General features: G+C 47.1%; 22 protein-coding genes. 18 read left to right on the top strand and 4 right to left on the bottom strand.

All coding sequences use genetic code 11. The features are described from left to right. Position 1 precedes the first annotated feature (1 nt). Genes cbiD through D6855_RS08140 form a run of 13 tightly spaced genes read left to right on the top strand, consistent with a single transcriptional unit; the run spans position 2 to position 13,597 of the window. Positions 2-1,198: a cobalt-precorrin-5B (C(1))-methyltransferase CbiD gene (gene cbiD, locus D6855_RS08200; protein ID WP_243111839.1), complete on the top strand. Its 1,197-nt coding sequence runs from the start codon at positions 2-4 to the stop codon at positions 1,196-1,198. Positions 1,199-1,223: 25 nt separating this feature from the next. Beyond that, on the top strand, positions 1,224-1,985 hold the full coding sequence (cobM, locus tag D6855_RS08195) for a precorrin-4 C(11)-methyltransferase (RefSeq protein ID WP_120739897.1): 762 nt from the start codon (positions 1,224-1,226) through the stop codon (positions 1,983-1,985). Further along, entirely contained in the window at positions 1,985-3,007 is a 1,023-nt protein-coding gene (locus tag D6855_RS08190) for a FecCD family ABC transporter permease (protein ID WP_120739895.1), read from the top strand. Before cobM ends, D6855_RS08190 begins: the two co-directional genes overlap by 1 nt. Next, entirely contained in the window at positions 2,994-3,992 is a 999-nt protein-coding gene (locus tag D6855_RS08185; RefSeq protein WP_120739893.1) for an ATP-binding cassette domain-containing protein, read from the top strand. Before D6855_RS08190 ends, D6855_RS08185 begins: the two co-directional genes overlap by 14 nt. Then, positions 3,979-5,025 (top strand): cobalt-precorrin 5A hydrolase, encoded by a 1,047-nt coding sequence (locus D6855_RS08180; protein ID WP_120739891.1) that lies wholly within the window; start codon positions 3,979-3,981, stop codon positions 5,023-5,025. The genes D6855_RS08185 and D6855_RS08180 overlap by 14 nt, the downstream gene beginning before the upstream one ends. 4 nt (positions 5,026-5,029) lie before the next feature. Continuing rightward, entirely contained in the window at positions 5,030-5,776 is a 747-nt protein-coding gene (cobJ, locus tag D6855_RS08175; RefSeq protein ID WP_120739889.1) for a precorrin-3B C(17)-methyltransferase, read from the top strand. Between the two features lie 9 nt (positions 5,777-5,785). Continuing rightward, positions 5,786-7,774: a precorrin-6A reductase gene (cobK, locus tag D6855_RS08170; RefSeq protein WP_120739887.1), complete on the top strand. Its 1,989-nt coding sequence runs from the start codon at positions 5,786-5,788 to the stop codon at positions 7,772-7,774. A 7-nt stretch (positions 7,775-7,781) separates the two neighbouring features. Continuing rightward, positions 7,782-9,122, top strand: a complete 1,341-nt coding sequence (locus D6855_RS08165; RefSeq protein WP_120739885.1) for a cobyrinate a,c-diamide synthase — start codon at positions 7,782-7,784, stop codon at positions 9,120-9,122. Positions 9,123-9,124: 2 nt separating this feature from the next. Further along, entirely contained in the window at positions 9,125-10,183 is a 1,059-nt protein-coding gene (cobT, locus tag D6855_RS08160; RefSeq protein WP_120739883.1) for a nicotinate-nucleotide--dimethylbenzimidazole phosphoribosyltransferase, read from the top strand. Further along, on the top strand, positions 10,183-10,752 hold the full coding sequence (locus D6855_RS08155; RefSeq protein WP_120739881.1) for a bifunctional adenosylcobinamide kinase/adenosylcobinamide-phosphate guanylyltransferase: 570 nt from the start codon (positions 10,183-10,185) through the stop codon (positions 10,750-10,752). The genes cobT and D6855_RS08155 overlap by 1 nt, the downstream gene beginning before the upstream one ends. Then, positions 10,739-11,518 carry an adenosylcobinamide-GDP ribazoletransferase gene (locus D6855_RS08150; RefSeq protein WP_158589492.1) on the top strand — a complete coding sequence of 260 codons (780 nt, stop codon included), beginning with the start codon at positions 10,739-10,741 and terminating at the stop codon, positions 11,516-11,518. The genes D6855_RS08155 and D6855_RS08150 overlap by 14 nt, the downstream gene beginning before the upstream one ends. A gap of 23 nt (positions 11,519-11,541) precedes the next feature. Continuing rightward, positions 11,542-12,552, top strand: a complete 1,011-nt coding sequence (cbiB, locus tag D6855_RS08145) for an adenosylcobinamide-phosphate synthase CbiB (protein ID WP_442861347.1) — start codon at positions 11,542-11,544, stop codon at positions 12,550-12,552. Beyond that, a complete protein-coding gene (locus tag D6855_RS08140; RefSeq protein ID WP_120739875.1) occupies positions 12,536-13,597 on the top strand; it encodes a pyridoxal phosphate-dependent aminotransferase in 1,062 nt (353 codons plus the stop codon). Before cbiB ends, D6855_RS08140 begins: the two co-directional genes overlap by 17 nt. Position 13,598: 1 nt before the next feature. On the opposite strand, the gene rhaD is transcribed toward D6855_RS08140, so the two are convergent. Genes rhaD through rhaB form a run of 3 tightly spaced genes read right to left on the bottom strand, consistent with a single transcriptional unit; the run spans position 13,599 to position 17,178 of the window. Then, complete coding sequence (gene rhaD, locus D6855_RS08135; RefSeq protein WP_120739873.1) at positions 13,599-14,423, bottom strand: rhamnulose-1-phosphate aldolase; 825 nt, start codon at positions 14,421-14,423, stop codon at positions 13,599-13,601. Between the two features lie 25 nt (positions 14,424-14,448). Continuing rightward, positions 14,449-15,711, bottom strand: a complete 1,263-nt coding sequence (locus tag D6855_RS08130; protein WP_120739871.1) for an L-rhamnose isomerase — start codon at positions 15,709-15,711, stop codon at positions 14,449-14,451. A gap of 18 nt (positions 15,712-15,729) precedes the next feature. Beyond that, complete coding sequence (rhaB, locus tag D6855_RS08125) at positions 15,730-17,178, bottom strand: rhamnulokinase (RefSeq protein ID WP_120739869.1); 1,449 nt, start codon at positions 17,176-17,178, stop codon at positions 15,730-15,732. A 141-nt stretch (positions 17,179-17,319) separates the two neighbouring features. On the opposite strand from rhaB, the gene D6855_RS08120 reads away from it, so the two are divergent. Beyond that, the gene (locus tag D6855_RS08120; protein ID WP_120739867.1) at positions 17,320-18,288 is read left to right on the top strand and encodes an AraC family transcriptional regulator; all 969 of its coding nucleotides are present in this window, start codon (positions 17,320-17,322) and stop codon (positions 18,286-18,288) included. Here the strand turns inward: D6855_RS08120 and D6855_RS08115 are convergent. Further along, positions 18,280-18,924, bottom strand: coding sequence for a phosphoribosyltransferase (locus tag D6855_RS08115; RefSeq protein ID WP_120739865.1), 645 nt, complete (start codon positions 18,922-18,924; stop codon positions 18,280-18,282). The genes D6855_RS08120 and D6855_RS08115 overlap by 9 nt on opposite strands. A gap of 169 nt (positions 18,925-19,093) precedes the next feature. Here D6855_RS08115 and D6855_RS08110 point away from each other — a divergent pair, with 169 nt between their 5' ends. The 4 genes from D6855_RS08110 to D6855_RS08095 all read left to right on the top strand — a co-directional run bounded on the left by D6855_RS08110 (position 19,094) and on the right by D6855_RS08095 (position 25,027). After that, positions 19,094-20,080 (top strand): diaminopimelate dehydrogenase, encoded by a 987-nt coding sequence (locus D6855_RS08110; RefSeq protein WP_120739863.1) that lies wholly within the window; start codon positions 19,094-19,096, stop codon positions 20,078-20,080. A gap of 79 nt (positions 20,081-20,159) precedes the next feature. After that, positions 20,160-21,437, top strand: coding sequence for an O-acetylhomoserine aminocarboxypropyltransferase/cysteine synthase family protein (locus tag D6855_RS08105; protein WP_120739861.1), 1,278 nt, complete (start codon positions 20,160-20,162; stop codon positions 21,435-21,437). A gap of 32 nt (positions 21,438-21,469) precedes the next feature. Next, the gene (locus tag D6855_RS08100; RefSeq protein ID WP_120739859.1) at positions 21,470-22,588 is read left to right on the top strand and encodes an aldo/keto reductase; all 1,119 of its coding nucleotides are present in this window, start codon (positions 21,470-21,472) and stop codon (positions 22,586-22,588) included. 516 nt (positions 22,589-23,104) lie between these two features. After that, positions 23,105-25,027, top strand: a complete 1,923-nt coding sequence (locus D6855_RS08095) for a carboxylesterase/lipase family protein (RefSeq protein ID WP_243111838.1) — start codon at positions 23,105-23,107, stop codon at positions 25,025-25,027. The last annotated feature ends 118 nt before the right edge of the window (positions 25,028-25,145 follow it).

Raw genomic sequence — 25,145 nt, 5'->3', positions numbered from 1 at the left:
AGTGAGCGAGCTTTATATAGAAAAGGGCGGAAAAAAGTTAAGATGTGGATACACCACCGGTAGCTGCGCTGCAGCTGCTTCCAAGGCTGCGCTCATCATGCTCCTTGACGGGACAGAGGTAAGGAACGTTAAGATAATCACTCCCAAGGGTATAGAGTATGTTGCGGAGATAGAGGATATTACGAGGGACGAGGCAGCTAGGGCGGTGAGCTGCGCTGTTGTTAAGGACGGCGGAGATGACCCGGACGCCACAAATGGGATGAAGATCTACGCCACAGTCACCATCGCGGAGACTGCTGCAGATGGGGAATCCGCAGATTTCCAGGCGGATGGAGAGAACGTTGTTGAAATCGACGGCGGCGAAGGCATTGGCAGGGTCACAAGACCTGGCCTTGACCAGCCCATCGGAGAAGCAGCCATAAATTCTGTTCCAAGGAAGATGATCACTGAGGCAGTGATGGAGGTGCTTAAAGAGAGGAACCTGTCAGGCCTTAAGGTCAGCATTGTAATAAGCGCCCCAGAGGGACAGGTTGTTGCAGAAAAGACCTTTAATCCCAAGCTAGGAATTGTAGGGGGAATATCGATACTTGGAACCACCGGGATCGTAGAGCCTATGAGTGACGAGGCTATCCTTGCAACCATAAAGGCAGAGATCAGCATAAGGAAAGCGGAAGGCAACAAAGTGCTCCTTATGGCTCCTGGTAACTACGGCCTTAAGTTCCTTGCTGATACATACGGCGTCTTAGAAGACATGGCTGTTATGTGCTCAAATTTTGTGTATGACACTTTGGAGTACGCAAGGGAGGCCGGGTTTAAGGAAGTTCTCTTTGTGGGACATCTGGGTAAGCTAGTTAAGGTTGCAGGGGGAGTTAAGAACACCCACTCGGCCTATGGAGACCGCAGGATGGAGATACTTGCTGAGGCTACGAGATCTCTTTTGCCAGAAGGTGACGGGCCTATTCTTGATGACATTTTAAGCTGCGTCATGACAGATGAGGCGGTCAGGATAATAACTGAGGCGGGGCTTAAAGAGCCCGTGTTTAGCGAGATAGCAAGGCGCATCAAGGGGTGCATGGAAGACTGGATGGATGGCCAGGTTAAGGTTGAGACCATTGTCTTTAGTAACGATTACACGAAGCTCGTTGAGACAGATGGCGCGGCGGATATGATGGAGCGCCTTAAGAGCGCTGCAGACTAAGAATTTAGCCAGAAAGGCAGGAAATATGGTTCATTTTGTTGGAGCGGGTCCAGGAGCAGAGGACCTAATTACCATCAGGGGAAAAGAGCTTTTGGAGAAGGCGGATGTGATCATCTACGCCGGATCACTGGTTAACCCCGGGCTTTTAAAATATGCAAAAGAAGGGTGCGAAATCCATGACAGTGCAAAGCTCACCCTGGGTGAAGTGGTGGAAATTGCTTCTGGCGCTTGCGAACAGGGTAAAGACGTTGTAAGGCTCCACACGGGAGATCCCAGTATCTACGGCGCTATCAGGGAGCAGATGGATGCTTTCGATGAGCTTCATATCAGCTATGATGTGACCCCTGGAGTTAGCTCTTTTTGCGGCGCGGCAGCGGCACTTAACCTTGAATATACGCTTCCTACCGTAAGTCAGAGCGTCATAATAACCAGAATGGACGGAAGGACTGCGGTTCCGGAAAAAGAGTCGCTGGAGGCCCTCTCAGAGCATGAATCAACCATGGTGTTCTTTTTATCAGCTGGAGATACCAAAAGGCTCTCAGAGAGGCTCATTGCAGCAGGGAGAAGACCTGGTACGCCCTGCGCCATAGTGTACAAGGCCACATGGCCTGATGAAAAGAAATTCAGGTGTACCCTTGAGACTTTGCCTGAGGTTGCAGCTGAAAATGGCATTGAAAAGACGGCCCTCATCATCGTTGGAGATGTGGTAGAGCCTTCAGAATATGAAAAATCCAAGCTTTACGACCCGGGATTTACCACGGGCTATAGAAAAGGAACAGACAGTTAATGGAAAAGGAAAGGAAGATTAGAAGAATACTGGTCTTTGGAGTGCTGATCATCCTGGTGATCCTGGGCTTTGTCCTTAGTATCACCATTGGAAATGTGAAGATCAGTGCATCAGAGGCTCTTTCCATCCTTACAGGGCAGGAAACAGGCAAAAACGCAGCCATAATACTGGATCTAAGACTCCCAAGGGCGCTAATGACCTTTATTCTTGGAGGCGCTCTTGCGGTGTCCGGATTTCTTTTACAGACCTACTTCTCAAACCCTATCGCAGGACCCTACATCCTGGGCATTTCATCAGGTGCCAAGATGGCTGTGGCTCTTATGCTGATCTTTGTAGTGGGTTCTACAGGAAGAGCAAGCAGCATAATGCTGGTACTGGCGGCTTTTGTGGGCGCTGTGATCTCAACCTTTTTCATTATCATGATATCGAGAGTTGTGCGGAATATGGGAATTCTACTGGCTGCAGGCATCATGATCGGTTATATCTGCAGCGCCATTACGGAGTTTCTCATTGCTTTTGCGGATGATTCGGACATAGTTAATCTCCACGGCTGGTCCCAGGGAAGCTTTTCGGGAACAGACATGGGGACTGTGAAATATGCGGCAGTTATCGTATTTATGACATTTATTCTTGTGATGATGCTAAGTAAGGCTCTGGATGCCTTCAGGCTTGGTGAGACCTATGCTCGTAGCGTTGGTGTTAACGTTAAGCTGTGCAGGGTTCTGGTAATCCTGTTTTCAAGCATTCTGTCGGCCTGCGTGACTGCATTTGCTGGGCCTATTTCCTTTATTGGAATTGCTGTGCCATTTCTTGTAAGGGAGCTTTTAAAGAGCTCAAAGCCTATTGTTCTGGTACCGGCAAGTTTTCTGGCTGGATCAGTATTCTGCATGTTTAGTGACCTTTTGGCAAGGCAGATGTTTGCGCCAACAGAGCTCAATATCTCAGCAGTTACGTCACTTTTTGGAGCACCCATCGTCATCTACATGATGGTAAGGAGGAGGGGCAGCCATGAAGCTTACTGATGTCCAGGCGGGATATAACAGAAAAATAGTGGTAGGTGGCGTTTCTCTTGAGATAGGACAGGGGGAGATAATTACCCTTATAGGTCCAAACGGAGGCGGAAAGTCTACCCTCATTAAGACTATTTCCGGCGCTCTAAGCCTCATTGGCGGAACGGTCACTATTGGAGAGCAGGATATTACCTCTCTTTCAGCAAAAGAGATCTCGAAGACCATGTCAGTTGTGACAACGGAGCGGGTAAAACCTCAGCTCATGACCTGCAGGGATGTGGTGCTGTCAGGAAGACTGCCATTTACTGGAGGATTTGGACTCTTTGGAGCTGCAGACCAGGAGGAGACTGATAAGGCTCTGGAACTTATGAATATAAGGCATTTGGCTGACAGACCTTTTTCTGATATGAGTGACGGCCAAAAGCAAAGAACTCTTATAGCAAGGGCTATATGTCAGAGCCCAAAGTACCTTGTAATGGATGAGCCAACTTCATATATGGATATCAAGCACAGGCTTGAACTTATGAAGGTTTTAAAGAAGCTCACAGAGAGTGGAATAACGATTGTTATGTCTCTTCACGAGCTGGAGCTTGCCCTGGAGGTGTCTGACAGACTGCTTTTAGTATACGATGATGGTCATGTCAAGGTTGAGACTCCGACCAGTGTTATCGCAGATGGACTCTTAAAGGGCCTCTTTGATCTTGATGATGAGATGTATAGAAAGGTGCTGTCAGGACTTGGGCATGATGGCGGAAGGCACTCTGGATATTTTGTGAACAGAGCCTGCGAGTTCTATCCATGCCACGATGTACCAGATGACAAATTCAGCTGCATGTTCTGCTATTGTCCTCTCTTTGATGTAGAGGACTGCGGCGGAGAGTACTTTATGACGGATAAGGGCGTTAAGAACTGTAGGAACTGTACTTTTGTCCACTATAGGGATAATTACACCAATGTGATAAAAAAGCTCAAGGAAAAGATGTATGGAACAGATTAGTCTGGGAAAATACAAGTTAATATGCTTTACAGACCGAGGACGGGAAGTGATGGAGAGGATCTGTCAGGGGCTCTGTGAGCTTGATGGAGGTCGGAGCTCTGCGAATGATCACACATTAGAAGTTGCTGAAGTTGCTGGCGGACTTGATGACTGGACCAGGGATTCGTTTGTAACTGGGAACACCTTGATCTTTGTTGGGGCCTGTGGGATTGCTGTAAGAGCTATAGCTCCTTATGTGGCTGATAAGGCCACAGATCCAGGGGTTCTGGTGATTGATGAAAACGCATGTTATGTTATTCCTGTGCTGTCTGGGCACCTTGGAGGAGCTGTGGATGAGGCGAAAAAGATCGCTGGGATCCTTGGAGCGGAAGCTGTTTTAACAACTGCCACAGATGTAAGGGGTGAATTTGCAGTTGATGTTTTTGCCAAAGACAATGAACTTGTGATCAGCGATATGAAACTTGCAAAAGAATTTACTGCAAGACTTCTTGCAACAGGAAATGGGACTTTTGTAGTAGATGATGAGTATAAAAAAGAAATTGTTATTGGCAGCGTGCCAGAGAGTTTAAGTGCTTCAAAAGAAACATGTGATATTTATATTTCGCCTGCTATTTATGGCGGTGATAAGCTCCAGCTGATTCCAAAAACGATTGTTATTGGAATGGGTTGCAAAAAAGACAAGGGCAGCGACGAGCTGATCTCCTTCGCAAGGAAGTGTCTTTCAGAGATTGGGATAGATGAAAGAGCAGTGAAAGCTGTTGTTTCAGTAGACGTTAAGAGTAAGGAGCAGGGGCTTATCGATACTGCCAGATTCTTTGGGGCAGAGTTTAAGACTTTTAGTGAGGAGGAGCTATCTGCTGTTAAGGGAGATTTTACAGGCTCTGATTTTGTTAAGGCAACAGTGGGCGTTGATAATGTTTGCGAGAGGTCTGTGATGGCCTATGGATGCAGCAGGATCATTAAGAGGAAGACTTCTGAAAATGGAATGACTTTTGCTGCTGGAGTAATAGTTAAAGAACTTAGATGGAGATAAAAACATGATCGAAGGAAAGCTGTTTGTTGTGGGAATTGGTCCTGGCAGTTTGGAAGATATGACCATAAGAGCCCATAGAGCTCTTGAAAACTGTGATGTTATCGCAGGTTATACCGTGTACTGTGACCTTGTCAGGCCACATTTTCAGGATAAGGAATATATCAGCACTCCCATGATGAGGGAAGAAGAGAGGGTAAAACTTGCCCTTGAAAAGGCTGCATCAGGAAACAGAGTATGCCTTGTGTGCAGCGGAGATGCAGGAGTTTATGGCCTTGCAGGTCTTGCTGTTTCCATGGGCCAGGATTTTGAGGGTGACCAGATAGATGTTGAAATAATCCCTGGGGTTACAGCTGCCATAAGCGGAGCGGCTCTTCTTGGAGCACCACTTATCCATGACTTTTGTCTTGTGAGTTTAAGTGACAGGTTAACTCCCTGGGAGCTTATCGAAAAGAGATTATTATCAGCTGCAGAAGCTGACATGACTATAGTTTTGTATAACCCTGAAAGCAAGAGCAGAGCTGGATATTTAAAGAAAGCGTGTGATATTTTATTAAAGACGTGTGACGGAAACAGGGTCTGCGGAGTTGCAGGAGAGATAGGTCGTGATGGTGAGAAGTATCAGGTCATGACCCTGACAGAACTTCGTGACTATCAGGCAGATATGTTCACCACAGTGTTTATTGGAAGCGCTGGAACAAGAAGAGTTGGGGATAAGATGGTAACCCCAAGAGGATATGAGAGCGAGAAGTAAGGAGAGGCTATGGCAGATAAGATCCTCATATTTGGTGGAACTACAGAGGGAAGAGAACTGGCTGATGCTTTGAAAAAAGCAGGGATTCCCCATGTGGTCAGCGTTGCAACAGAATATGGCAGGGAGATCGAGGTAAATAGCGGAGAAGACAGCCTTCTGGTGGGCAGAAAGTCCAAGGAAGATATAGTAGCAGTCCTGTTTTCGGGCGAGTACAGCCTTGTGGTAGACGCCACACACCCCTTTGCCACAGCGGCTTCCAAAGAGATTGCTGGAGCCTGTGATGAAGCTTCATGTGAATATCTAAGGCTTAGAAGGCCTGTTGATGACTGGAGCGCGGGAGATGGTATCGTAACTGTCTCTTCAGTGTCAGAAGCAGCAAAGGTCCTTGATAAAGAAACTGGAAATATCCTGGTCCTTACTGGTAGCAGGGATTTAAAGGAACTCCTGTCTGGAATAAGCGACAGATCAAGAGTTTATGTGAGGGTTCTTCCAAGTGTTGAGAGCCTTGAGAAATGTCAGGAGATGGAGCTTTCTGGCAGGCAGATAATAGCAATGCAGGGACCATTCTCCCAGAGGATGAATGAGGCCCTTATTAAAGAGGTCGATGCATCAGTTATTCTTACCAAGGAAAGCGGCACCAGCGGCGGTTTTGAGGAGAAGCTATCCGCAGCCAGCGCCTGCGGCATAAAGTGCGTAGTCATCGCGAATCCTGAGAAGGAGAGCGCTGGCACGGGCGAAAGCTGTGCTTCTGTGGCGGAAGTACTGGACAGGATACTTGAGAACGCAGGGCCAAAAGATGCCATGGCGATCACTCTTGCGGGCATGGGACCTGGCGGAAGACAGTACTGGACGACAGAATTTGCTGAGGCTTTTGATGAAGCGGATGTGATATTTGGAGCTAAGACAGTTCTGGCTGAGCTTGAAGGCGAAGGCGGTAAGAAGCTTTCAGTTCCTGTTGTGCCCATGTTTGGCCCTGATGAAATCTGCAACCACCTTGCTGAGCATCCAGAGTTTAAGCGCCCCATGGTGATTTATTCTGGCGATATTTCTCTTTGCAGCGGTGCTAAGAAAGGCGCAGAAGCTTTCCGGGCAAAAGGCTTTGAAGTCAGGAAGATATCTGGCATATCCTCGGTAGTTCTTTTTGCAAACAGGCTCTCTCTTGGGCTTGAAGACGTTTTAGTCGTCAGCGCCCATGGAAGAAAGTGCAACGTAGCTGGTTTTGCCAGAGAAAATGAGAACCTTATCGTGCTTCCATCTGACCTTGAGGATGCGGCCAGGATAATAGGGGAGCTTGATCCAGAATTCAGAGTTACAGCCGGCGTAAATCTTGGCACAGACGATGAGAAGGTCTTCGAAGTAAGTGACGTAGCGGAACTAAAGTCCATGCAGGGAAAAGTTCTTTTGAATATAAGTAATCCTGGAGCTGCGAAGCATCTGATAAATGCAGGGCTTCGGGACGATGAGATAACAAGGGGCGATGTCCCCATGACCAAGGAAGAGATAAGAGCTCTGTCTGTGAGAAGGCTGGGACTTAGAAAGGGAGCGGTTCTTTGGGATGTTGGAGCTGGAACAGGCTCTATTTCCCTTGAGGCAGCACTTCTTGATCCTTCAATAGAGGTTTATGCAATAGAGAAAAAGTCTGAGGCGGTGGATCTTTTAAAGGCAAACAAGGATAAATTTGGTCTTTCTAACATGACTGTTATCCCGGGAGAGGCGCCACAGGCCCTTAAGGAGCTGCCTGCACCGGACAGCGTGTTTGTTGGCGGCAGTGGAAAGCACCTGGATGAAATTCTTGAAACTGCAAGAAGCGCCAACCCCAAGGTGAAGATCGTGGTCAACTGTGTCACCCTTGAGACCATGACGGAGACCATTTCAGTGCTTGATAAAATGGGCATTTCAGACCCCGATATCATTCAGGTCAGTGTGAGTCGCTACCAGAAAAGAGGAGCTTATCACATGGCTGATGCCCAGAACCCTGTATTTATCATAAGTTTTTGAGGTGTGTATGAGACTTGAAGATCCAAGAATCTTAATATGTGCCCCTGGAAGTGGCAGCGGTAAAACACTGATCACCTGCGGGATTTTAAGGCTCCTCCAAAAGAGAGGTTTAAAGCCCGCTGGCTTTAAGTGTGGCCCTGACTACATTGACCCCATGTTCCATAAGAAGGTCCTTGGGATCCCTTCAGAGAACCTGGATCTGTTCCTTGCTGGAAGCGAGGGTGTTTTACAAAGCATGGCAGAAGGCGCCAAAGGGCGCGATATTTCCGTCATCGAAGGCGTCATGGGCTTTTACGATGGCATGGGGAGCTGCTCCATGGAAGGGTCATCCTATGACCTTTGCGTAAAGACAGGAACTCCCGCCATCATGGTGGTCAACTGCCGTGGTATGAGCAGGTCTGTAATTCCGCTTATCAAGGGCTTTTCAGAGTACGGCGTCGGAGTGATCGAGGGAATCATCCTTAACAACATCTCTCCGATGATCGCATCAGACATTGCTGCTGAGATCAAAAGAGAGCTGGGGATTCCAACGATTGCGGTTCTTCCCAAATTAAAGGGAGAGCTTCTTGGGAGCAGACACTTAGGGCTCATCATGCCTGATGAAGTGCCGGAAGTTTTAGATATTATTGATTACGTGGCAACAGAGCTTGAAAAGAGCTTTGACTATGATACGTTTATGGAGATCGCAGGTAGCGCAAAGGTTATGGATGTGACCATACCTGAGCTGTCACCAGTTACAGATAAGGCCGTCGGAATAGCCATGGATGAGGCTTTCTGCTTCTACTATGAGGATAACCTCAGGTTCCTTGAAAAGCTTGGGGCCAGGATAAAGTTCTTTTCCCCGATCCATGATGAGCATCTGCCTAAGGCACATGGGTACATCTTCGGAGGCGGATATCCGGAGCTGTACTTAAAGGCGCTTTCTGAGAACGAATCCATGAGGCGGGAGATTAAGCAGGCTGCTGATAGCGGAGTTCCTATTCTTGCTGAGTGCGGCGGATTTCTGTATCTTAAGGAATCCTTTATAGGCGTAGATGGCGCAGTTTACGACATGGCAGGAGTTTTGCCAGGGCAGGGCTTTATGACAGAGAAGCTTGGCCACTTTGGATATGTGAATGTGACGGCTAAAGAGGATACGACATACCTTAAGGCTGGCAGGACCGTAAGGGGGCACGAATTCCACTACTGCGATACCACGGATAATGGCGACCTTTGCGAGATGAGTAAGCCCACAGGCAGCAGGTCCTGGGAAGGGTATCAGGCAAAGAATAACGTATTTGCTGGATTTGCCCACCTTTATTACCCATCCTGCCCTGAATTTATAGAGGAATTTTTGAGAAAGATCTAAGAATGTTAACAAGAGAGAAACTATCTAAACTTAATATCGAACCGCCTTCCGCAGCCATTTATCAGGCTTCAAGGGATAAGTGGGATGGAATTTCAAAGCCTATAGACGGCCTTGGAGATTTTGAGAAGGTGGTGGCAAGGATAGCAGCGATCCAGGGGACAGTGGCTCCATCTTTAGATAAGCGCGCCGCAGTCATCATGTGCTCCGACAATGGAGTGGTTGAGGAAGGGATTTCCCAGACTGGAAAAGAGATAACGAAGGCCGTTGCTGCTGCTCTTGGAAGTGGCATTAGTACAGCCTGCACCCTGGGAAGGTCTGCGAAAGTGGATATCATTCCTGTGGATATGGGAATTGACTGCGACGAGACCATCGATGGCGTGATCGATCTAAAGGTAAGAAAGGGCACCAGGAATTTTGTAAAAGAGCCAGCCATGACTGAGGATGAGACTCTACTTGCCATAGAGAGAGGAATTGAGCTTACGAAAGACCTTGCAGCAAAGGGCTACAAAGTAATAGCTACAGGGGAGATGGGAATTGGAAATACCACCACATCTGCAGGGGTGCTGTCAGCTCTTTTGCATGAGGACAGTGAGGAAATCGTTGGAAGAGGCTCAGGTCTTGATGATGCAGGATTATCCAGGAAAAGAGAAGTGGTAAAAGCGGCTGTAAATAAGTACGGAGCTGGAGATGCTCTTGAAATCCTTGCGTGCCTTGGAGGATATGATATAGCTGGGCTTTGCGGACTCTGCATCGGCGCTGCGCTTAGCCACCTTCCTGTTGTGGTTGATGGTGTTATCAGCACCACAGCTGCTCTTGTAGCTGAAAGGCTTGTTCCCGGGGTAAAAGAGTATGTTATCCCCTCCCATGCTGGAAGAGAAAAGGGAAATCTCATGGCGCTTGGGAAGCTTGGGCTTGCACCCCTCATCGAAGGAAACATGGCTCTTGGAGAGGGAACTGGCGCGATCATGCTGTTTCCATTACTTGACGTTGTTATGGACTATTACCTTGGAGGCGCGGAATTTAGCGACTACAGTATTGACGAATACAAGAGGATTAACTGATGATCACACTTGTTGTGGGTGTTCCGAACAGCGGAAAATCAGCTCTTGCTGAATCCCTGGTCATGGAGCAGTCTGAAAGTGACAAGAGAATATACATAGCCACCATGATTCCTTTTGGAGAAGAGGGCGATGCGAGAGTTAAAAAGCATCAAAAGCTCCGTGAAGGGAAAGGCTTTTTTACCGTTGAGGCCCCAGTGGATGTAGCTGGTGCTGCGTCTAAGGTCGCTGGTATTGAGGATTCCACCTTCCTTTTGGAGTGCGTTTCAAACCTTGTGGGAAATGTGATGCATGAGGATGGGGCAGAGGTGCAGACCCAGGGAAAAGAGCCTGTTAAGAGGTCTGACGAAGACGTAGTAAGCAAGGTGGTTTCTGACATCAAGGCTCTTTCAGGAATGTGCAAAAACCTGGTGATAGTCACAAACTCTTTTCCCATGGATGGGGAAGGGTACGATGAGGACACAAGAAGATACGCAAGGCTGGTAGCGCTGGTGAATGAGAAGCTTCGAGACTTGGCAGATAAGATATACGAGTACTCGCAAGGGAAATGGAGGGAGCATGAGCATAATTAAGAGCATTGCTATAGCATTTTCAATGTATTCCAGGATTCCCATGCCCACATTTCAGTGGGAGGACCGGGAGTACAGGCATGCCATAAGCTTCCTGCCCCTGATTGGCGCAGTTGTAGCACTGATCGTAGCTGCTGCGGGATTATTGGAGGGACTTCCGGTGTTTGTGATGACGGCAATCCTGGCGCTGATTCCACTTGTGATCACGGGAGGATTTCACCTTGACGGCTTCATGGATGTCATGGACGCCAAAAGCTCTTTTTCCGATAAGGAGAAGAGCCTTGAGATCATGAAAGACCCTCATATTGGGGCATTTGCTGTAATCGGACTGTTAAAACTATCTCTGGTGTGGCTTGGAGCGCTGTACCTTGTGGTTCACAACTGGAACGCAGGGCGTCAGGACTACGGGATCTATTGCTACGCGGCCGCCTTCATAGCAGTCAGAGCCCTTTGCGGATTGTGGAGCATCCTGCTTCCAAAGGCCAAACCTGATGGAATGCTGGCCAGGGAGACAGGCCAGGCGGATACTGCTGATATCATGATACTGCTTACGCAGTATACGTTTGCTGAGGCTTTGTGGGCGTTTATTGATGTGATTTCATGCATAGGCTGCGGAGTTGCACTTTTTGCCTTTAGCACCTATTACTGGTTTATGTGCAAAAAGAGATTTGGCGGCGTCACGGGTGATACTGCGGGGTACTTTGTGGTAGTGGCTGAGGTGGTGGCACTGGTGGTGCTGGCTGTGGTTGGCGTCGTAGTACGATATTGATCTTGAATAGGAACTTATAAATGATACTGGAACATATACTGGGGTTTGCGTTTGGTGTGGTGCTGGACCGCATAATTGGAGATCCCCATAATTTTCCCCATCCCATACGACTTATTGGGGCGCTTATTGGATGGATGGACAAGAAACTGAATAAAGAAGGTGGCAATCAGGATGGTGCTGCTGCAACGGGTACGGACTCTGCAAACAGGAAGAAGATCTTTCTTGGCGGAGTGACATGGCTTGTGGTGGTTGTGCTTACTGTGCTGGTTACTGCAATTGTTCAGCTTGGAGCCTATCGAATAAACAGGTGGCTTGGAGTTTTTGTAGAAGCGATTTTGACCTGTTACATCCTTGCAGCAAAGAGTCTGTCCGACGAGAGCATGAAAGTCTACAGGGCCATGGAATCAGCCGAAGGCGGGAATCTTACGGAAGCGAGAAAGGCCCTTTCCATGATAGTTGGCCGCGATACGGAAAATCTTGACGAAGCTGGCATAACAAGGGCTGTGGTTGAGACCATCGCCGAGAACACTTCAGATGGCATCATCGCACCCCTTATCTATACATTTATTGGCGGTCCCATTCTTGGATTTGCGTACAAAGCAGTAAACACAATGGATTCCATGCTTGGTTATCACAGTGACAGGTACGAGTACTTTGGCCGCGTGGCAGCTAAGATGGACGACGTCTGGAACTACATCCCGGCAAGGTTATCTGCCCTGATGATGGTTCTGGCAGCATTCATAGGTGGCAGAGACTATAGCGGGAAAAGAGCTTTCGCTATATTTAAGCGTGACCGCTATAATCACAAGTCTCCCAACTCTGCACAGACTGAGAGCGTATGTGCTGGAGCTTTAGGGCTTCGCCTTGGAGGCGATTCCAGCTATTTTGGTAAGATGGTTCATAAGCCCTATATCGGGGATGATACAAGGCCTATTGAAAAGGCAGATATAAAGAGGGCCGCAAGGCTCATGTTTTTGACAGAATACTTGTGGGTAGCGGTGCTACTGGTGATTGGTTATGTTGCATGGCGGTGAGATTTACGACAAAAGAATAGATCTGGATTTTTCTGTGAGCTTAAATCCATATCCATGCCCTGAGGAAGTGAAAAAAGCACTTACCGGGGCCGTCTGCGATGTGGATAAATATCCGGACATGGATCAGAGGAACTTCAGACAGGCTGTTGCCAGAGCTGAGGGAGTAGATGCTTCATGCGTTATCGGAGGAAATGGCGCATCAGAGCTCCTTTCAGCTATTGCAATGTTGCTCAGTCCGAAGAAAGCTCTTTTGCCAGTTCCAAGCTTCTATGGGTATGTTCATGCCCTGGGGATGGTAAGAGAGTGCGAGACTGCAACATATCAGCTTTCAGAGGATGATGATTTCGAGCTTACGATGGATTTTGTAGGTGCTATCACTGAAGATGTGGACCTGGTCATTCTGGGGAATCCCAATAATCCAACGGGAAGATGCGTAAAGAAGGATGTGTTTGAGGCTGTGCTTAAGAGATGTAAGGAAGCAGGCGCGGCTGTTTTAGTGGATGAGTGTTTTTATAAGCTCTCGGATGGACAATCCAGCGCCAGGGCTTACATTGGCCAGTATGACAACCTCTACGTCGTGGACGCCTACACCAAGCTGTTCTCCATACCAGGGGTGAGAGTGGGATCTTGCCTGTCTCAGGCAGCAAACGTTGAAAGATTAAGGCGATTCCTTCCAGAGTGGAACATGTCAGCCTTTGCGGAGGCAGCAGGAGTAGCCTGCGCTAATATTCTGGCAGCAGGAACCAGGCCAGAGGGTTCCGTCGACCCGGCAGCAGGCTCTGCGGATAACTACATACAAAAAAGCCTCGACATGATCCGCGAGGAACGGAGTTTTCTCACATCGAGGCTTCTTAAAAAAGGGATAAAGGTTTTTTATTCGGACACAAACTTTGTACTGCTTAGAGGCAGTAACCTTTACGAGAAGCTCCTTGATAAGCACATCCTCATAAGGGACTGCGCAACCTTTGAGGGGCTGCCAGAAGGCTACTATCGCATCGCAGTAAAAGATCATGTTTCTAATGAAAGGCTGATAGAAGTACTGTAAATTACTTCTCAAATAAGAATCTCTCAGGGAGAGTGACTTTGAAATCCTTAGCAAGGTTTCTGAAATCATCTGGAGTGATGGTCTGTCTCTTTGTTCCGGTCATTGAGAGGGTCTTAACCAGGATCTCTGCGGACTTTTCAACTGTGTGCATGAGACCGAAGGTCAGATCGAAGTCCTCGCCGGCTGCGAACATTCCGTGGTGAGCCCAGATTGCTACGTCATACTTTTCCATGAGTTTGCTGGTTTCTACAGCAATCTCTCTTCCGCCAGGAACCATCCATGGCACAACTCCGATACCATCAGGGAATACAACAGGGCACTCTGTAGCCATTTCCCAGAGCTCTCTTGTGAAGGCCTCGTCTGTAAGAGGAAGAACAAAGGTAAGAGCTATGGTGTTGGCTGGATGTGCGTGGTAGATAACACGGTATCTGCCGTCAGTCTTTTTCTTTTTGACTTCGTGGTTCATAAGGTGTGAAGGAAGCTCTGATGTTGGTCTTCCGCCATTAACAAGGCCCCACATGATGCGGTAATTTTCGCCCTTGTCGTCAACCTCGATAATGCAGAAACTGTCTTCTGGCTTGATGATGACGTTTCTGAAGAACTTGCCAGAACCTGTTACCATGAAGAACTCTCCAGCGAGGTCAGGGACAGTTGTTCCGATTGGCTGCCACTCACGGGCAGAGAGGTCCTCTTTTACCATATCTACTTCTTCAGGCTTCATCCTGTAGGACAGGTTTCCGCCGTTTCTCTCGTGCCAGCCCTGCTCCCAGCCGTCACCCGCCATGCGGATAAAACCTTGTGTAAACTCAGCATCTAAAACTTTCATTTCAAAAATCTCCTATCTAAAATTCTCACACTCTCTTTGAGAGTACGTCTTTTTCATACTTCTCAACTTCTTCAAACCACTGACCATCCTCTGGAGCGCCGCATCTCTTGCAGAACTCGTTCCATACATCGCCAAATGGCATTGTCTTAAGCTCTTCCTGGCTTACAAGGAGCTTGCTGAAATTCTGGGAGTCCTGAAGCTTCTTGAGCTCATCACTTGGTGTCAGAAGGGCATTTAAAAGAGCTTTCTGAGTGTTCCTGTATCCTGTCACCCATGCGCCAATTCTGTTGATGGAAGCGTCGAAGTAGTCGAGAGCCATGAATACAGAGCCTTCTAGTCCGCCACAACGAACAATCTCTTTGGCGATCTCTTTTGTCTCATCATCAAAGAGCACAACGTGGTCAGAATCCCAGCGTACAGGCCTTGTGATGTGAAGAGCGATGTTAGGGAAGAAGGACAGAAGCGCAGGGATCTTGTCGCTTACAACCTCTGTAGGGTGGTAGTGTCCGTTATCCATAAGAGGAATGCACTTATCCATGTGGGTTGCAGCAAAGGTCAGTGTGAACTCAGCGCTTCCAACGGTGTAGGACTCAACTCCGATACCGAATACCTTGGACTCTACGCAGGGCTTAACCTTGTTAAAATCGAAGGGCTCAGAAAGGATCTGCTCGATGGAATCCTTGTATCTGTCACGAGGGCCCTTCCTGTCAGCTGGAACATCCTTAAAGCCGTCTCCGGTCCAGATGTTCATAACGCAGGTCTGGCCAAGCTCCTCGGCAAGATACTGAGAGATCCTGATGCAGGCCTTACCATGCTCGATCCAGAACTTTCTTGTCTCCTCGTTTGGAGAAGCAAGGGTAAGTGGATCGCATTTAGGGTGAGAGAAGAATGTTGGGTTAAAGTCGCATCCAAGGCCTCTCTCCTTGCAGAAATCCACCCATTTCTTGAAGTGCTTGGGCTCGAGCTTGTCTCTGTCTACCCATCCGCCGTTTTCATCATCAAAGATAGCATAGCTGGCGTGAAGATTCATCTTAGCTTTTCCAGGGATAAGTTTTAAAACCTCGTCAATATCAGCCATGAGCTCCTCTGGAGTTCTTGCTCTTCCCGGGTAATTGCCTGTTGTCTGGATTCCACCTGTGAGGGGCTTATTTGGGTCTGTGTCAAAGCCTCTTACATCATCGCCCTGCCAGCAGTGGAGCGCGATCTGAACGTCCTTAATTTTTGAAATGGCAGCTTCTGTATCAATGCCGATAGCTGCGTACTTTTCTTTTGCCTGTTCGTAACTCATTTTGTAATCCTCCCATTTTTATTCGTTAAAAGTCTTTATGTCAAAGCTTTCAAATATACAGTTCCTTGCGGTCTGAAGATCTTCAAACAAACCACCTGTTATCATTTGAATAACGAGATTTCCAATGGCTGTGCCCTCTATGGGACCTGCAAAAACTGGAAGTCCAGTCGCCTTTGCTGTCAGTTCATTGAGGTAATTGTCCTGACATCCGCCTCCGATTATGTTGATGCCTGTGATCTTTTTGCCGGTAATATCTTCAATCTCTTTTATGGTATCTGCGTAGCACTTAGAAAGACCGCTGTATACGCACTGCATGATCTCTCCGACACTTTCAGGAACCTTCTGGCCGTTAGCCTGGCAGTTTTCTTTTATGGCATCGATCATGCTCTCTGGTGAGAGAAAAGAGCTGTCGTTTACGTCAAGTACAGTCTCGAAACCATTGCACTTTCTTGCTTCCTCTATAAGGTCAGGGAAGCTGTAGGTCTTACCCGTAGCGTATTTACTCTTTCTGCCCTCAACGTACTCGCTTCCGTTAAGCTCTCTTCTAATGGACTGGATGATCCAAAGTCCCATGATGTTCTTTAAAAATCTATAGCGGTAGAAGGCTCCGCCCTCGTTGGTCAGGTTCTCTTTTTGAGCGATATCGCTTGTTATTGGAGATGGATTCTCGACTCCAAGAAGGCTCCAGGTTCCACTTGAGAGGTATACAGATGATTCATCCCTTGCTGGAACAGACAGGAAAGCTGAGCCTGTATCGTGGGTCGCGGGTAAAATAACAGTTGATTTAAATCCGGCTTCTTCAGCGATCTCATCGCAAAAATCCCCTACAACAGTTCCTGGAACTGAAAGCTTTCCGAAAAGCTTTTTAGGAAGACCAAGCTTATCTATGATCTCCAAGTCCCACTCTTTATCTGATGCATTTACAAGATTTGATGTGGTGGCGTTGGTGTATTCCTGCTTTCTTACTCCTGTGAGCCTAAAGTTAAAGTAGTCAGGGATCATTAGAAGACTTTCAGCTTCCTCAAGCTGCTCAGGACTTTCCTTCTTAAGAGCCAGGAGCTGATAGATTGTATTAAATGGCTGCTTCTGGATTCCTGTCCTCTGGTACAGCTCTTTTTCAGAGATGAACTTAGACAGCGCTTTATCCATATCAACTGTTCTGTTATCTCTGTAGGCCACAGCGTCGCCCACCATATTTCCTTCTTTATCAAGGAGTACGTAGTCTACTCCCCAGGTATCTATTCCCACAGTTTCGGGGATCATATTTTCTGTTTTGCAGGCCTTTAGACCATCAATGATTCCCTTCCAGAGATTATCTATATCCCATACGAGATGACCGTTTTCCTCCCGCTGTCTGTTCTCGAAGCGGTGGATCTCCTTAAGTTTCATCCTGCCATCTTCAAGCCATCCTATAATGTGCCTTCCGCTGGAGGCTCCGATGTCTATTGCCAGGTAGTACTTGCTCATTGCTATACCTCATCTGATATTTCTAATAATGTGGGCCAATACCCTTTATATCTGTTATAATATAGGACGAGTCATGACCTTTCTAGAACGAAAACTTATCCAAAATAGAACCTTATTTGATATTATTTCACCGGAGTATTTATGAGAAAAGAAATCCTGGACCACATCTACAAGATCACAGAGGAAGAAGAGAAGATCATCGCTGGAGATACTGCTATCTCCAAGGAACTTTATACCTCGGAGGATGAGTTCGTTGTGGACTCAGCCAAGCTACTTGAAAAGGGTAAGTTCATAGCCATAAGACCCCACACGAGGTTCGCTTACTTTCCTGAGCACAGACACAACTACATAGAGATGGTAGTGATGCTACAGGGATCGCTTACCACCAGGATCAAAGACGGAGACAGCATCACATTAAAAACGGGTGATATTCTACTTATGAACCGCCACGCCCGTCATGAGATCATGCCCTGCAGCAGGGATGACCTTGCAATGAACATCATTATTCTTCCGGAGTTCTTTTCAAGAAGCAGCGTATCCTATGACAGGGAGAATATCCTTCGGGACTTTATCATCGCATCACTTTCTGAGAAAAACAGATACAGCGATTTCCTTCTCTATCACGCAGAGGGAGTCATCGCTGTTGAGAATCTTTTGGAGAATCTTATCTGGACCCTTACAGTTCATCCAAATGACATGAACCAGGTGGTTAATGGAACCATGGATCTTCTGCTTATGAATCTGGCAGCTCTTTCCGCTGACACCTTAAAGGACATGAGATCCAAAGGGCAGAATATCACCATTGCGGCCCTTGAGTACATTGATCACAATTATAAGGATGGAAGTTTGGAGGAACTTGCTAAAAAGACAGGGTACACAACAGCACACCTTAGCAGACTTTTAAAAAATAACACCGGTAATAATTTTAAGCAGCTCCTGCAGCAAAGGAAGCTGCAGCAAGCTGCTTATTATTTAGAGAATACTACTCTCACTACAGAGAGGATTATAGAAAACATTGGTTATGAAAACAGTGCATACTTCTACAAGAAGTTTGCAGCCAAGTACGGATGTCCTCCGAGAGAATATAGAAGAAAACACCAGTTATCTTAAAATGCTATAACCGAAGCTGTTTACAAGGGCATCGATTGGCTGTCCACTCTTGCAAAGAGGACACTCTGATGGAGCATAGGAGTGATAGTTTGGAATCTCTTCAGGATGGAAGACTGAAATAACAGGTATTCCTTCAACCTCTTTTACCGCGCTAAAAATAGCACATGCTCCGGAAACAGTTGCGCCGTAGTAGCGAACTCCGTCCATAAGGCCCTCAAGAGTAAGACCTGTAGCAAGGGATCCCATAAGGATCAGTACGTTCTTGCCTCTTATAGCAAGCTGAAGGTTATCTCTGAAGATAATCTGTCCGTTTGGAGCATACTCAGGAGCCAGAACATAGATTGTCTTGTGGGCGTTGTAGTTAAGAACGCCGGCCTTGGTCAGCTCCTCAGCAAGATAGGTTCCTATTACCTCAGTGCCATCGGCGCACAGGATAGTGTCAACAGGAGTGTTGACTGTATAGTGCATCGCCAGGGCATTAGCTACGCCGTGAGCTTCATTGCACCTGGTCTTCAATGTGCCGATTTCCATGTAATTGGTGATATGCGAATGAGTAGTCGCATAGTGTCCAGGAATTATCTTAAGAGCGACAGATGAATTCATGGAAGCTGGAATTTTCGTATAATCACTTAGCATAATTAATCCCCTTTCGATAATTGTTATTTCTTTATATTAATCAGTATAACATAAATCCAATTTCGGAATGTCAACTAGACAAAAAAATCAATAGTATAGGAAGGTAAATGGTTGTATAATACGTTTTAATTGTACGTGATTTATTTTTATACATAGGAGGCAAAAGAAAATGAGTATCAGAATTGGTATCCTGGGTTACGGAAACCTTGGTAAGGGAGTAGAACTTGCAGTTGCTGCAGCACCTGATATGGAGCTGGTAGCTGTTTTCACAAGAAGAGATCCTTCTACACTGACTATTAAGACTGCTGGAGTTCCAGTTGTTTCAGTAGACAATGTAGCAGACTACAAGGACAAGATAGATGTAATGATCCTCTGCGGAGGAAGCGCAACAGACCTTCCAGTGCAGACACCACAGTACGCTAAGATGTTCAATGTTGTTGACAGCTTTGACACACACGCTCGTATTCCTGAGCACTTTGCAAACGTTGACGCAGCAGCAAAAGAGGCTTCAAAGGTTGCAGTTATCTCCTGCGGATGGGATCCAGGAATGTTCTCTCTTGCAAGAGTTTACTCAAATGCAATCCTTCCAGATGGCAACGACTATACATTCTGGGGCAAGGGTGTATCACAGGGCCATTCAGATGCTATTCGCCGCGTAAAGGGTGTCAAGAACGCCAAGCAGTACACAATTCCTGTAGAGAGCGCTCTTGAGGCAGTTAGAAGCGGCAAGAATCCTGAGCTCACCACAAGAGACAAACACACAAGAGAGTGCTTCGTAGTTCTTGAGGACGGCGCAGATGCAGCAGCCGTTGAAAAAGAGATCAAGGAGATGCCAAACTACTTCGCTGATTACGACACAACAGTTCATTTCATCAGCGAGGAAGAGCTTCTTAAGAACCACAGCGGAATGGCTCACGGCGGATTCGTATTCAGAAGTGGCAAGACTGGCGCTGACAAAGAGCACAACCACATCATTGAGTACAGCTTAAAGCTTGATTCAAACCCTGAGTTTACAACCAGTGTACTTGTTGCAGTAGCAAGAGCGGCCTTCAAGATGCACGCAGATGGCGCTAAGGGATGCAAGACAATGCTTGATATCCCACCAGCAATGCTTTCTGAAAAGAGCGGTGAGGAGCTTAGAGCTCACCTTCTGTAAGCCGTACTTTTTCGGAAAATATGGTAAAATAAAACCACTTACGTGTTAGAAAATAGAAACTATTGGAGGCAATAAACAGATGAGTCAGCAGAAAATTGGAACCAAGTGCGTACAGGCGGGCTATACACCCAAGAATGGTGAGCCCAGACAGATACCTATCATTCAGTCAACAACCTTTAAATACGACACCAGCGAGGATATGGGCAAGCTCTTTGACCTTGAGGCCAGCGGATATTTCTACACAAGGCTTCAGAACCCCACTAATGATTATGTGGCAGCCAAGATTGCAGCATTAGAGGGCGGAACAGCAGCCATGCTCACATCTTCAGGACAGGCAGCCAACTTTTTTGCACTGTTTAATATCTGTGAGTGCGGAAGCCACATCGTAGCTTCTTCATCAATATATGGCGGAACCTTCAACCTGATCGCAGTTACCATGGCTAAGATGGGTATCGAGGTTACCTTCGTATCACCTACAGCTACTGATGAGGAGCTGGACGTAGCATTTAGGGACAACACAAGAGCAGTTTTTGGAGAGACTATCGCAAACCCTGCTCTTACAGTTCTTGATATTGAGAGATTTGCAAATGCTGCCCACAGACACGGAGTACCTCTCATTGTTGATAATACTTTCCCTACACCAGTAAACTGCAGACCTATCGAGTGGGGCGCAGACATCGTAACTCACTCAACCACCAAGTACATGGATGGACACGGCGCTGGTGTTGGCGGAGTTATCGTTGATTCCGGTAAGTTCGACTGGATGGCTCATGCAGACAAGTTCCCAGGACTTACACAGCCAGATGATTCTTACCATGGAATCGCTTATGCTGAGAAGTTTGGAAAAGAGGGAGCCTTCATCACCAAGGCTACAGCCCAGCTTATGAGAGACTTTGGAAGCATTCAGTCACCTCAGAACGCATTCATTTTGAATCTCGGACTTGAGTCATTGCACGTTCGTATGCCTAAGCACGTAGAGAACGGACTTGCAGTAGCACAGTTCCTTGAGAAGCACCCTAAGGTAGTTAAGGTCAGCTATCCTGGCCTTGAATCGGATACATATTATGAGCTTGCCAGGAAATACATGCCAAACGGCGGTTGCGGTGTTGTTTCTTTCGAGCTCGAAGGTGGCAGGTCAGCAGCTGAGAGCTTCATGAAGAAGCTGAAGCTGGCAGCCATTGAAACCCATGTTGCAGACGCAAGGACATGCTGTCTCAACCCTGCAACATCAACACACAGGCAGATGACCGACGAGCAGCTTGCAGAAGCTGGAATCCCAGCCGGCCTTGTAAGAATGTCCTGCGGACTTGAGGATAAGGAAGACCTCATCGCGGATCTGGAGCAGGCCCTCGGATAATCGTGCCTTTCCCCTTTTGAAAGGAGATTTTTATGGCACAGGTATTTTTCCCTGAGATGAAAAAGAAACTCGCCTTTGGCGCAATGAGACTCCCAATGGCAAACGGAGCCATCGACACCAAGCAGGTATGTGACATGGTTGATGCCTTTATTGAGAACGGCTTCAACTACTTTGATACAGCCCATGGCTATCACGACGGACTGTCAGAGACTACACTTAGAGAGTGCCTCACAAGCAGGCACGACAGAAGTGAGTACACCCTTACCAACAAGCTCACAGAGCCATACTTTAACAGCAAGGAAGAGATCCGTCCCTTCTTTGAGAAACAGCTTGAGTGGTGCGGTGTAGACTACTTTGACTTCTATCTGATGCACGCCCAGGGAAGAGGTAACTACGACAAGTTCCAAAGGTGCGAGGCCTACGAGGTTGCACAGGAACTTAAGAAAGAGGGCAAGGTTAAGCACGTTGGCCTTTCCTTCCATGATTCAGCAGATTTCCTTGATAAGATCTTAACTGACCACCCAGAGGTTGAGGTTGTTCAGATCCAGTTCAACTACCTTGACTATGAGGATGACAAGGTCCAGAGCAGAAAGTGCTACGAAGTCTGCAAGAAGCATAACAAGCCAATCCTTGTTATGGAGCCTGTTAAGGGCGGAAGTCTTGTAAATCTCTCTGATGAAGCCAGGAAGGTCTACGACGAGCTTGGAGATATGAGCTATGCATCCTATGCGATCCGCTTTGTTGCAGGATTCGACCAGGTTGCGATGGTGCTCTCCGGAATGAGCAGCATTGAGCAGATGAATGACAACATCTCCTACATGAAGGACTTAAAACCTCTTTCAGAAAAAGAGATGGAGGCAGTTCAGAAGGTAACCAGGATCACCAAGGGTCTCGACCTGATCCCATGTACCAACTGCCACTACTGCATCGAAGAGAATCACTGTCCTATGGACATCAGGATTCCTGATCTCTTTAGCTGTCTCAATGACAAGGCAAGTTTTGGACATAACATAGAGGCTAAGTATGCGGAGTATACTACTACCGGTGGAAAGGCTTCAGATTGTGTTAAGTGCGGAATGTGTGAGGCAGTATGTCCTCAGCATTTGCCGATTCGTGATCTTCTTGAAAAAGTTGCAGCGGAGTTCGAATAAACTTGAGCGCCCGGCGAATTCGCCGGGCGCTTTTTGCCTTGTATGATTTTTGTGTGTTAATTTATATATGCCTTGAGATGATTTGTTGACGTCAACCAAACGTTCAGATTACCGTTATTTGCTCATATGAACCATCTCGCTCACTTGGGCGAAATGGTAGGTGCTCTTGCAAGAAAATGGGCTAAAAAGGGGAATGTAGAGAAATGTCACCATAAATTGACTAAGGAAGGTTGAGAAATTCACATAATATAGTCAAAAAATGCTGATTTTATGGTGACAATTATTAAAAAGATTCATTTAGACCCGCGAATCGCAGCGATTTGGAGGGAAAATATGGTGACAATTCTCTGTACTTGCAAATAAGGCCCGCTAACTTTGCATGTTGTAATTCATGAAGGTAGTTCAATTAAATATTGCGGATAGTAGTGCTTTATCTGGTCAAGCAGGCATAGCCTGCCATGTTCTGATGTTGTATAATACAAAGTAATATAAGCGCAGTATTTTCGCGAGGTGCGTATGTTTTACTTCCTGATCATTCTGATAACAATTTTATATATTACTGTTCTGGAATTATCCAAGAACATTCTCATCAGCTGGGTAATCGTAGTTTTAGCCTGCGCTGCCATGATTTTCTACAGGACTTATTGCAAGAAGAAATATGCAGCCAAAAGGGGCAGCGTATTTGGGAACATTCATGGATATGGGCCGGAGAACAGACGCAGGGACATGAAGTTTAGAGCGTTTGCATCTCTTTTCCTATACATTGGTGTGCTTGCAGCAACGTACTTTCTGACACAGCCACCAGTTAAGCGTGTTCCGGTAGTTGATAACAGAAAACCTGATGTGACGGATGTTATCTCCATAGACCAGGGACAGCTTACAGGAGTTTACAACGAAGACCACACAGTCAAGGCCTATGGCGGAATCCCTTATGCCAAGGCTCCTGTTGGAGACCTCAGGTTCAGAGAGCCTCAGGCACCGGATAAGTGGGAAGGGGTTAAGGCCTGCAATCACTTTGGGCCAATGGCTATGCAGCCCCAGAATCCAGTTATCTACGATTCCCTGGCAAGGATCCTTGGTTACCATGATTACCAGATTAAGTTTGGCGATGAATATGTAGAAGAGGTAAGCGAAGACTGCCTATATCTCAACATCTTTGCCCCGGCAAAAGAGACTGATGATCTCCTTCCGGTTGTTATCTACTATCACGGCGGATCCCTCACCACAGGTACGCCGTCCTACAGCGAGTACCGCGGCGAAGACCTGGCCAAGAAAGGCGTTATCTATGTCAACTGTGCATACAGGCTTGGAGTATTTGGCTACTACGCAGCAGATGACCTCAAACAGGAATCACCCAACAAGACCACAGGTAACTACGGCCTTTTGGATCAGATCGCTGTTCTTAAATGGGTCAATGCCAACATCAAGGCCTTTGGCGGAGATCCAAAGAGGATCACCATAGCTGGAGAATCCGCAGGAGCATCCAGTGTTAACGCTCTTTGCGTATCGCCCCTTACCAAGGGGCTTTTCCAGTACGCCATCGCAGAGTCCAGCTCAGTGCTTCCTAAGAAGCCTTTCCACACCTTCAGATCCTACGAGGATGCCCTTAAGGCTGGTGAAGCAGTCAGAAGCGAATTCAGAGTAGAAACCTCCGATGAACTTAGAAACATTCCGGCAAAAGAGCTGGTGACCACCATAACCAAGCACTCTTCCATGACAATTGATGGCTATGCTATTAAGGAGCAGCCATATAAGACCTATGTTAAGGGTAACAACAATGAGAAAGCTCTTTTAAATGGCTTTAATGTAAAGGAAGCAGATGCCTTCATGCTGGACGAGGAGGCCACAAGGGATAACTACGTTGAGCTTCTCGCAGAGGACATGGGAGATTACGCCGAGGAGATGGCAGAGGTTGTTCCATACGACCTTCCTGCCAGAGACCAGCACATCATCATAGATAAGCTTGGAGAGGCCAAGGGCGCCCTTAACGTAGCCTACAGTGCTATGTGGTTTACCTATCCACACTACGTATGGAACAATTACCTTGTAGAGCAGGGAGTTCCGGCCTACGAGTACTATTTCACCAAGACCAACAACGTACTTAGTAATTATCATGCAGGAGAGCTTCCATACGCTTATGGCAATCTCTGGCGCCATCGCGGGCTCTACGATGAGAGCGACTATGAGCTTTCAGAGATCATGCAGAGCTACTGGGTAAACTTTGTATACAACGGAGATCCAAACGGTAACTACCGTCAGGTGGATACACCAGGAGACGGCATTTACAGCACTGAGATAGATGGCAAGGCTCTTCCAACCTGGGAGATGCGCAGTAAGAGTAACGACAAGCTTCTTCAGCTAGATACAACCATCCAGATGGTGGAGGATCCAAACCTCGAAATCTATGAAGTTATCGATAAATACATGGATGAAAAATGAACTACCCTCACCGACTCCACGTCGGAAAGGGTTTCTGTTATGCCGCATGGCGGCATGAACCTGTAGGATGCTCTATGCATCCTGCAGAACAGGGCATGTCCACTATGCCCCTATCCCA

The organism is Butyrivibrio sp. CB08, from assembly GCF_003625485.1.
GTDB lineage: Bacteria > Bacillota > Clostridia > Lachnospirales > Lachnospiraceae > Butyrivibrio.
The sequence above is the reverse complement of the archived record's forward strand: the minus strand, read 5'-3'. Positions and strand labels throughout refer to the sequence as shown.

What these genes read in the sequence shown, in the direction of transcription:
- cobM (WP_120739897.1), top strand. Translation starts at nt 1,224, where the DNA reads ATGGTTCATTTTGTTGGAGCGGGTCCAGGAGCAGAGGACCTAATTACC.
- D6855_RS08190 (WP_120739895.1), top strand. Translation starts at nt 1,985, where the DNA reads ATGGAAAAGGAAAGGAAGATTAGAAGAATACTGGTCTTTGGAGTGCTG.
- D6855_RS08185 (WP_120739893.1), top strand. Translation starts at nt 2,994, where the DNA reads ATGAAGCTTACTGATGTCCAGGCGGGATATAACAGAAAAATAGTGGTA.
- D6855_RS08180 (WP_120739891.1), top strand. Translation starts at nt 3,979, where the DNA reads ATGGAACAGATTAGTCTGGGAAAATACAAGTTAATATGCTTTACAGAC.
- cobJ (WP_120739889.1), top strand. Translation starts at nt 5,030, where the DNA reads ATGATCGAAGGAAAGCTGTTTGTTGTGGGAATTGGTCCTGGCAGTTTG.
- cobK (WP_120739887.1), top strand. Translation starts at nt 5,786, where the DNA reads ATGGCAGATAAGATCCTCATATTTGGTGGAACTACAGAGGGAAGAGAA.
- D6855_RS08165 (WP_120739885.1), top strand. Translation starts at nt 7,782, where the DNA reads ATGAGACTTGAAGATCCAAGAATCTTAATATGTGCCCCTGGAAGTGGC.
- cobT (WP_120739883.1), top strand. Translation starts at nt 9,125, where the DNA reads ATGTTAACAAGAGAGAAACTATCTAAACTTAATATCGAACCGCCTTCC.
- D6855_RS08155 (WP_120739881.1), top strand. Translation starts at nt 10,183, where the DNA reads ATGATCACACTTGTTGTGGGTGTTCCGAACAGCGGAAAATCAGCTCTT.
- D6855_RS08150 (WP_158589492.1), top strand. Translation starts at nt 10,739, where the DNA reads ATGAGCATAATTAAGAGCATTGCTATAGCATTTTCAATGTATTCCAGG.
- D6855_RS08140 (WP_120739875.1), top strand. Translation starts at nt 12,536, where the DNA reads ATGTTGCATGGCGGTGAGATTTACGACAAAAGAATAGATCTGGATTTT.
- rhaD (WP_120739873.1), bottom strand. Translation starts at nt 14,423, where the DNA reads ATGAAAGTTTTAGATGCTGAGTTTACACAAGGTTTTATCCGCATGGCG.
- D6855_RS08130 (WP_120739871.1), bottom strand. Translation starts at nt 15,711, where the DNA reads ATGAGTTACGAACAGGCAAAAGAAAAGTACGCAGCTATCGGCATTGAT.
- rhaB (WP_120739869.1), bottom strand. Translation starts at nt 17,178, where the DNA reads ATGAGCAAGTACTACCTGGCAATAGACATCGGAGCCTCCAGCGGAAGG.
- D6855_RS08120 (WP_120739867.1), top strand. Translation starts at nt 17,320, where the DNA reads ATGAGAAAAGAAATCCTGGACCACATCTACAAGATCACAGAGGAAGAA.
- D6855_RS08115 (WP_120739865.1), bottom strand. Translation starts at nt 18,924, where the DNA reads ATGCTAAGTGATTATACGAAAATTCCAGCTTCCATGAATTCATCTGTC.
- D6855_RS08110 (WP_120739863.1), top strand. Translation starts at nt 19,094, where the DNA reads ATGAGTATCAGAATTGGTATCCTGGGTTACGGAAACCTTGGTAAGGGA.
- D6855_RS08105 (WP_120739861.1), top strand. Translation starts at nt 20,160, where the DNA reads ATGAGTCAGCAGAAAATTGGAACCAAGTGCGTACAGGCGGGCTATACA.
- D6855_RS08100 (WP_120739859.1), top strand. Translation starts at nt 21,470, where the DNA reads ATGGCACAGGTATTTTTCCCTGAGATGAAAAAGAAACTCGCCTTTGGC.
- D6855_RS08095 (WP_243111838.1), top strand. Translation starts at nt 23,105, where the DNA reads ATGTTTTACTTCCTGATCATTCTGATAACAATTTTATATATTACTGTT.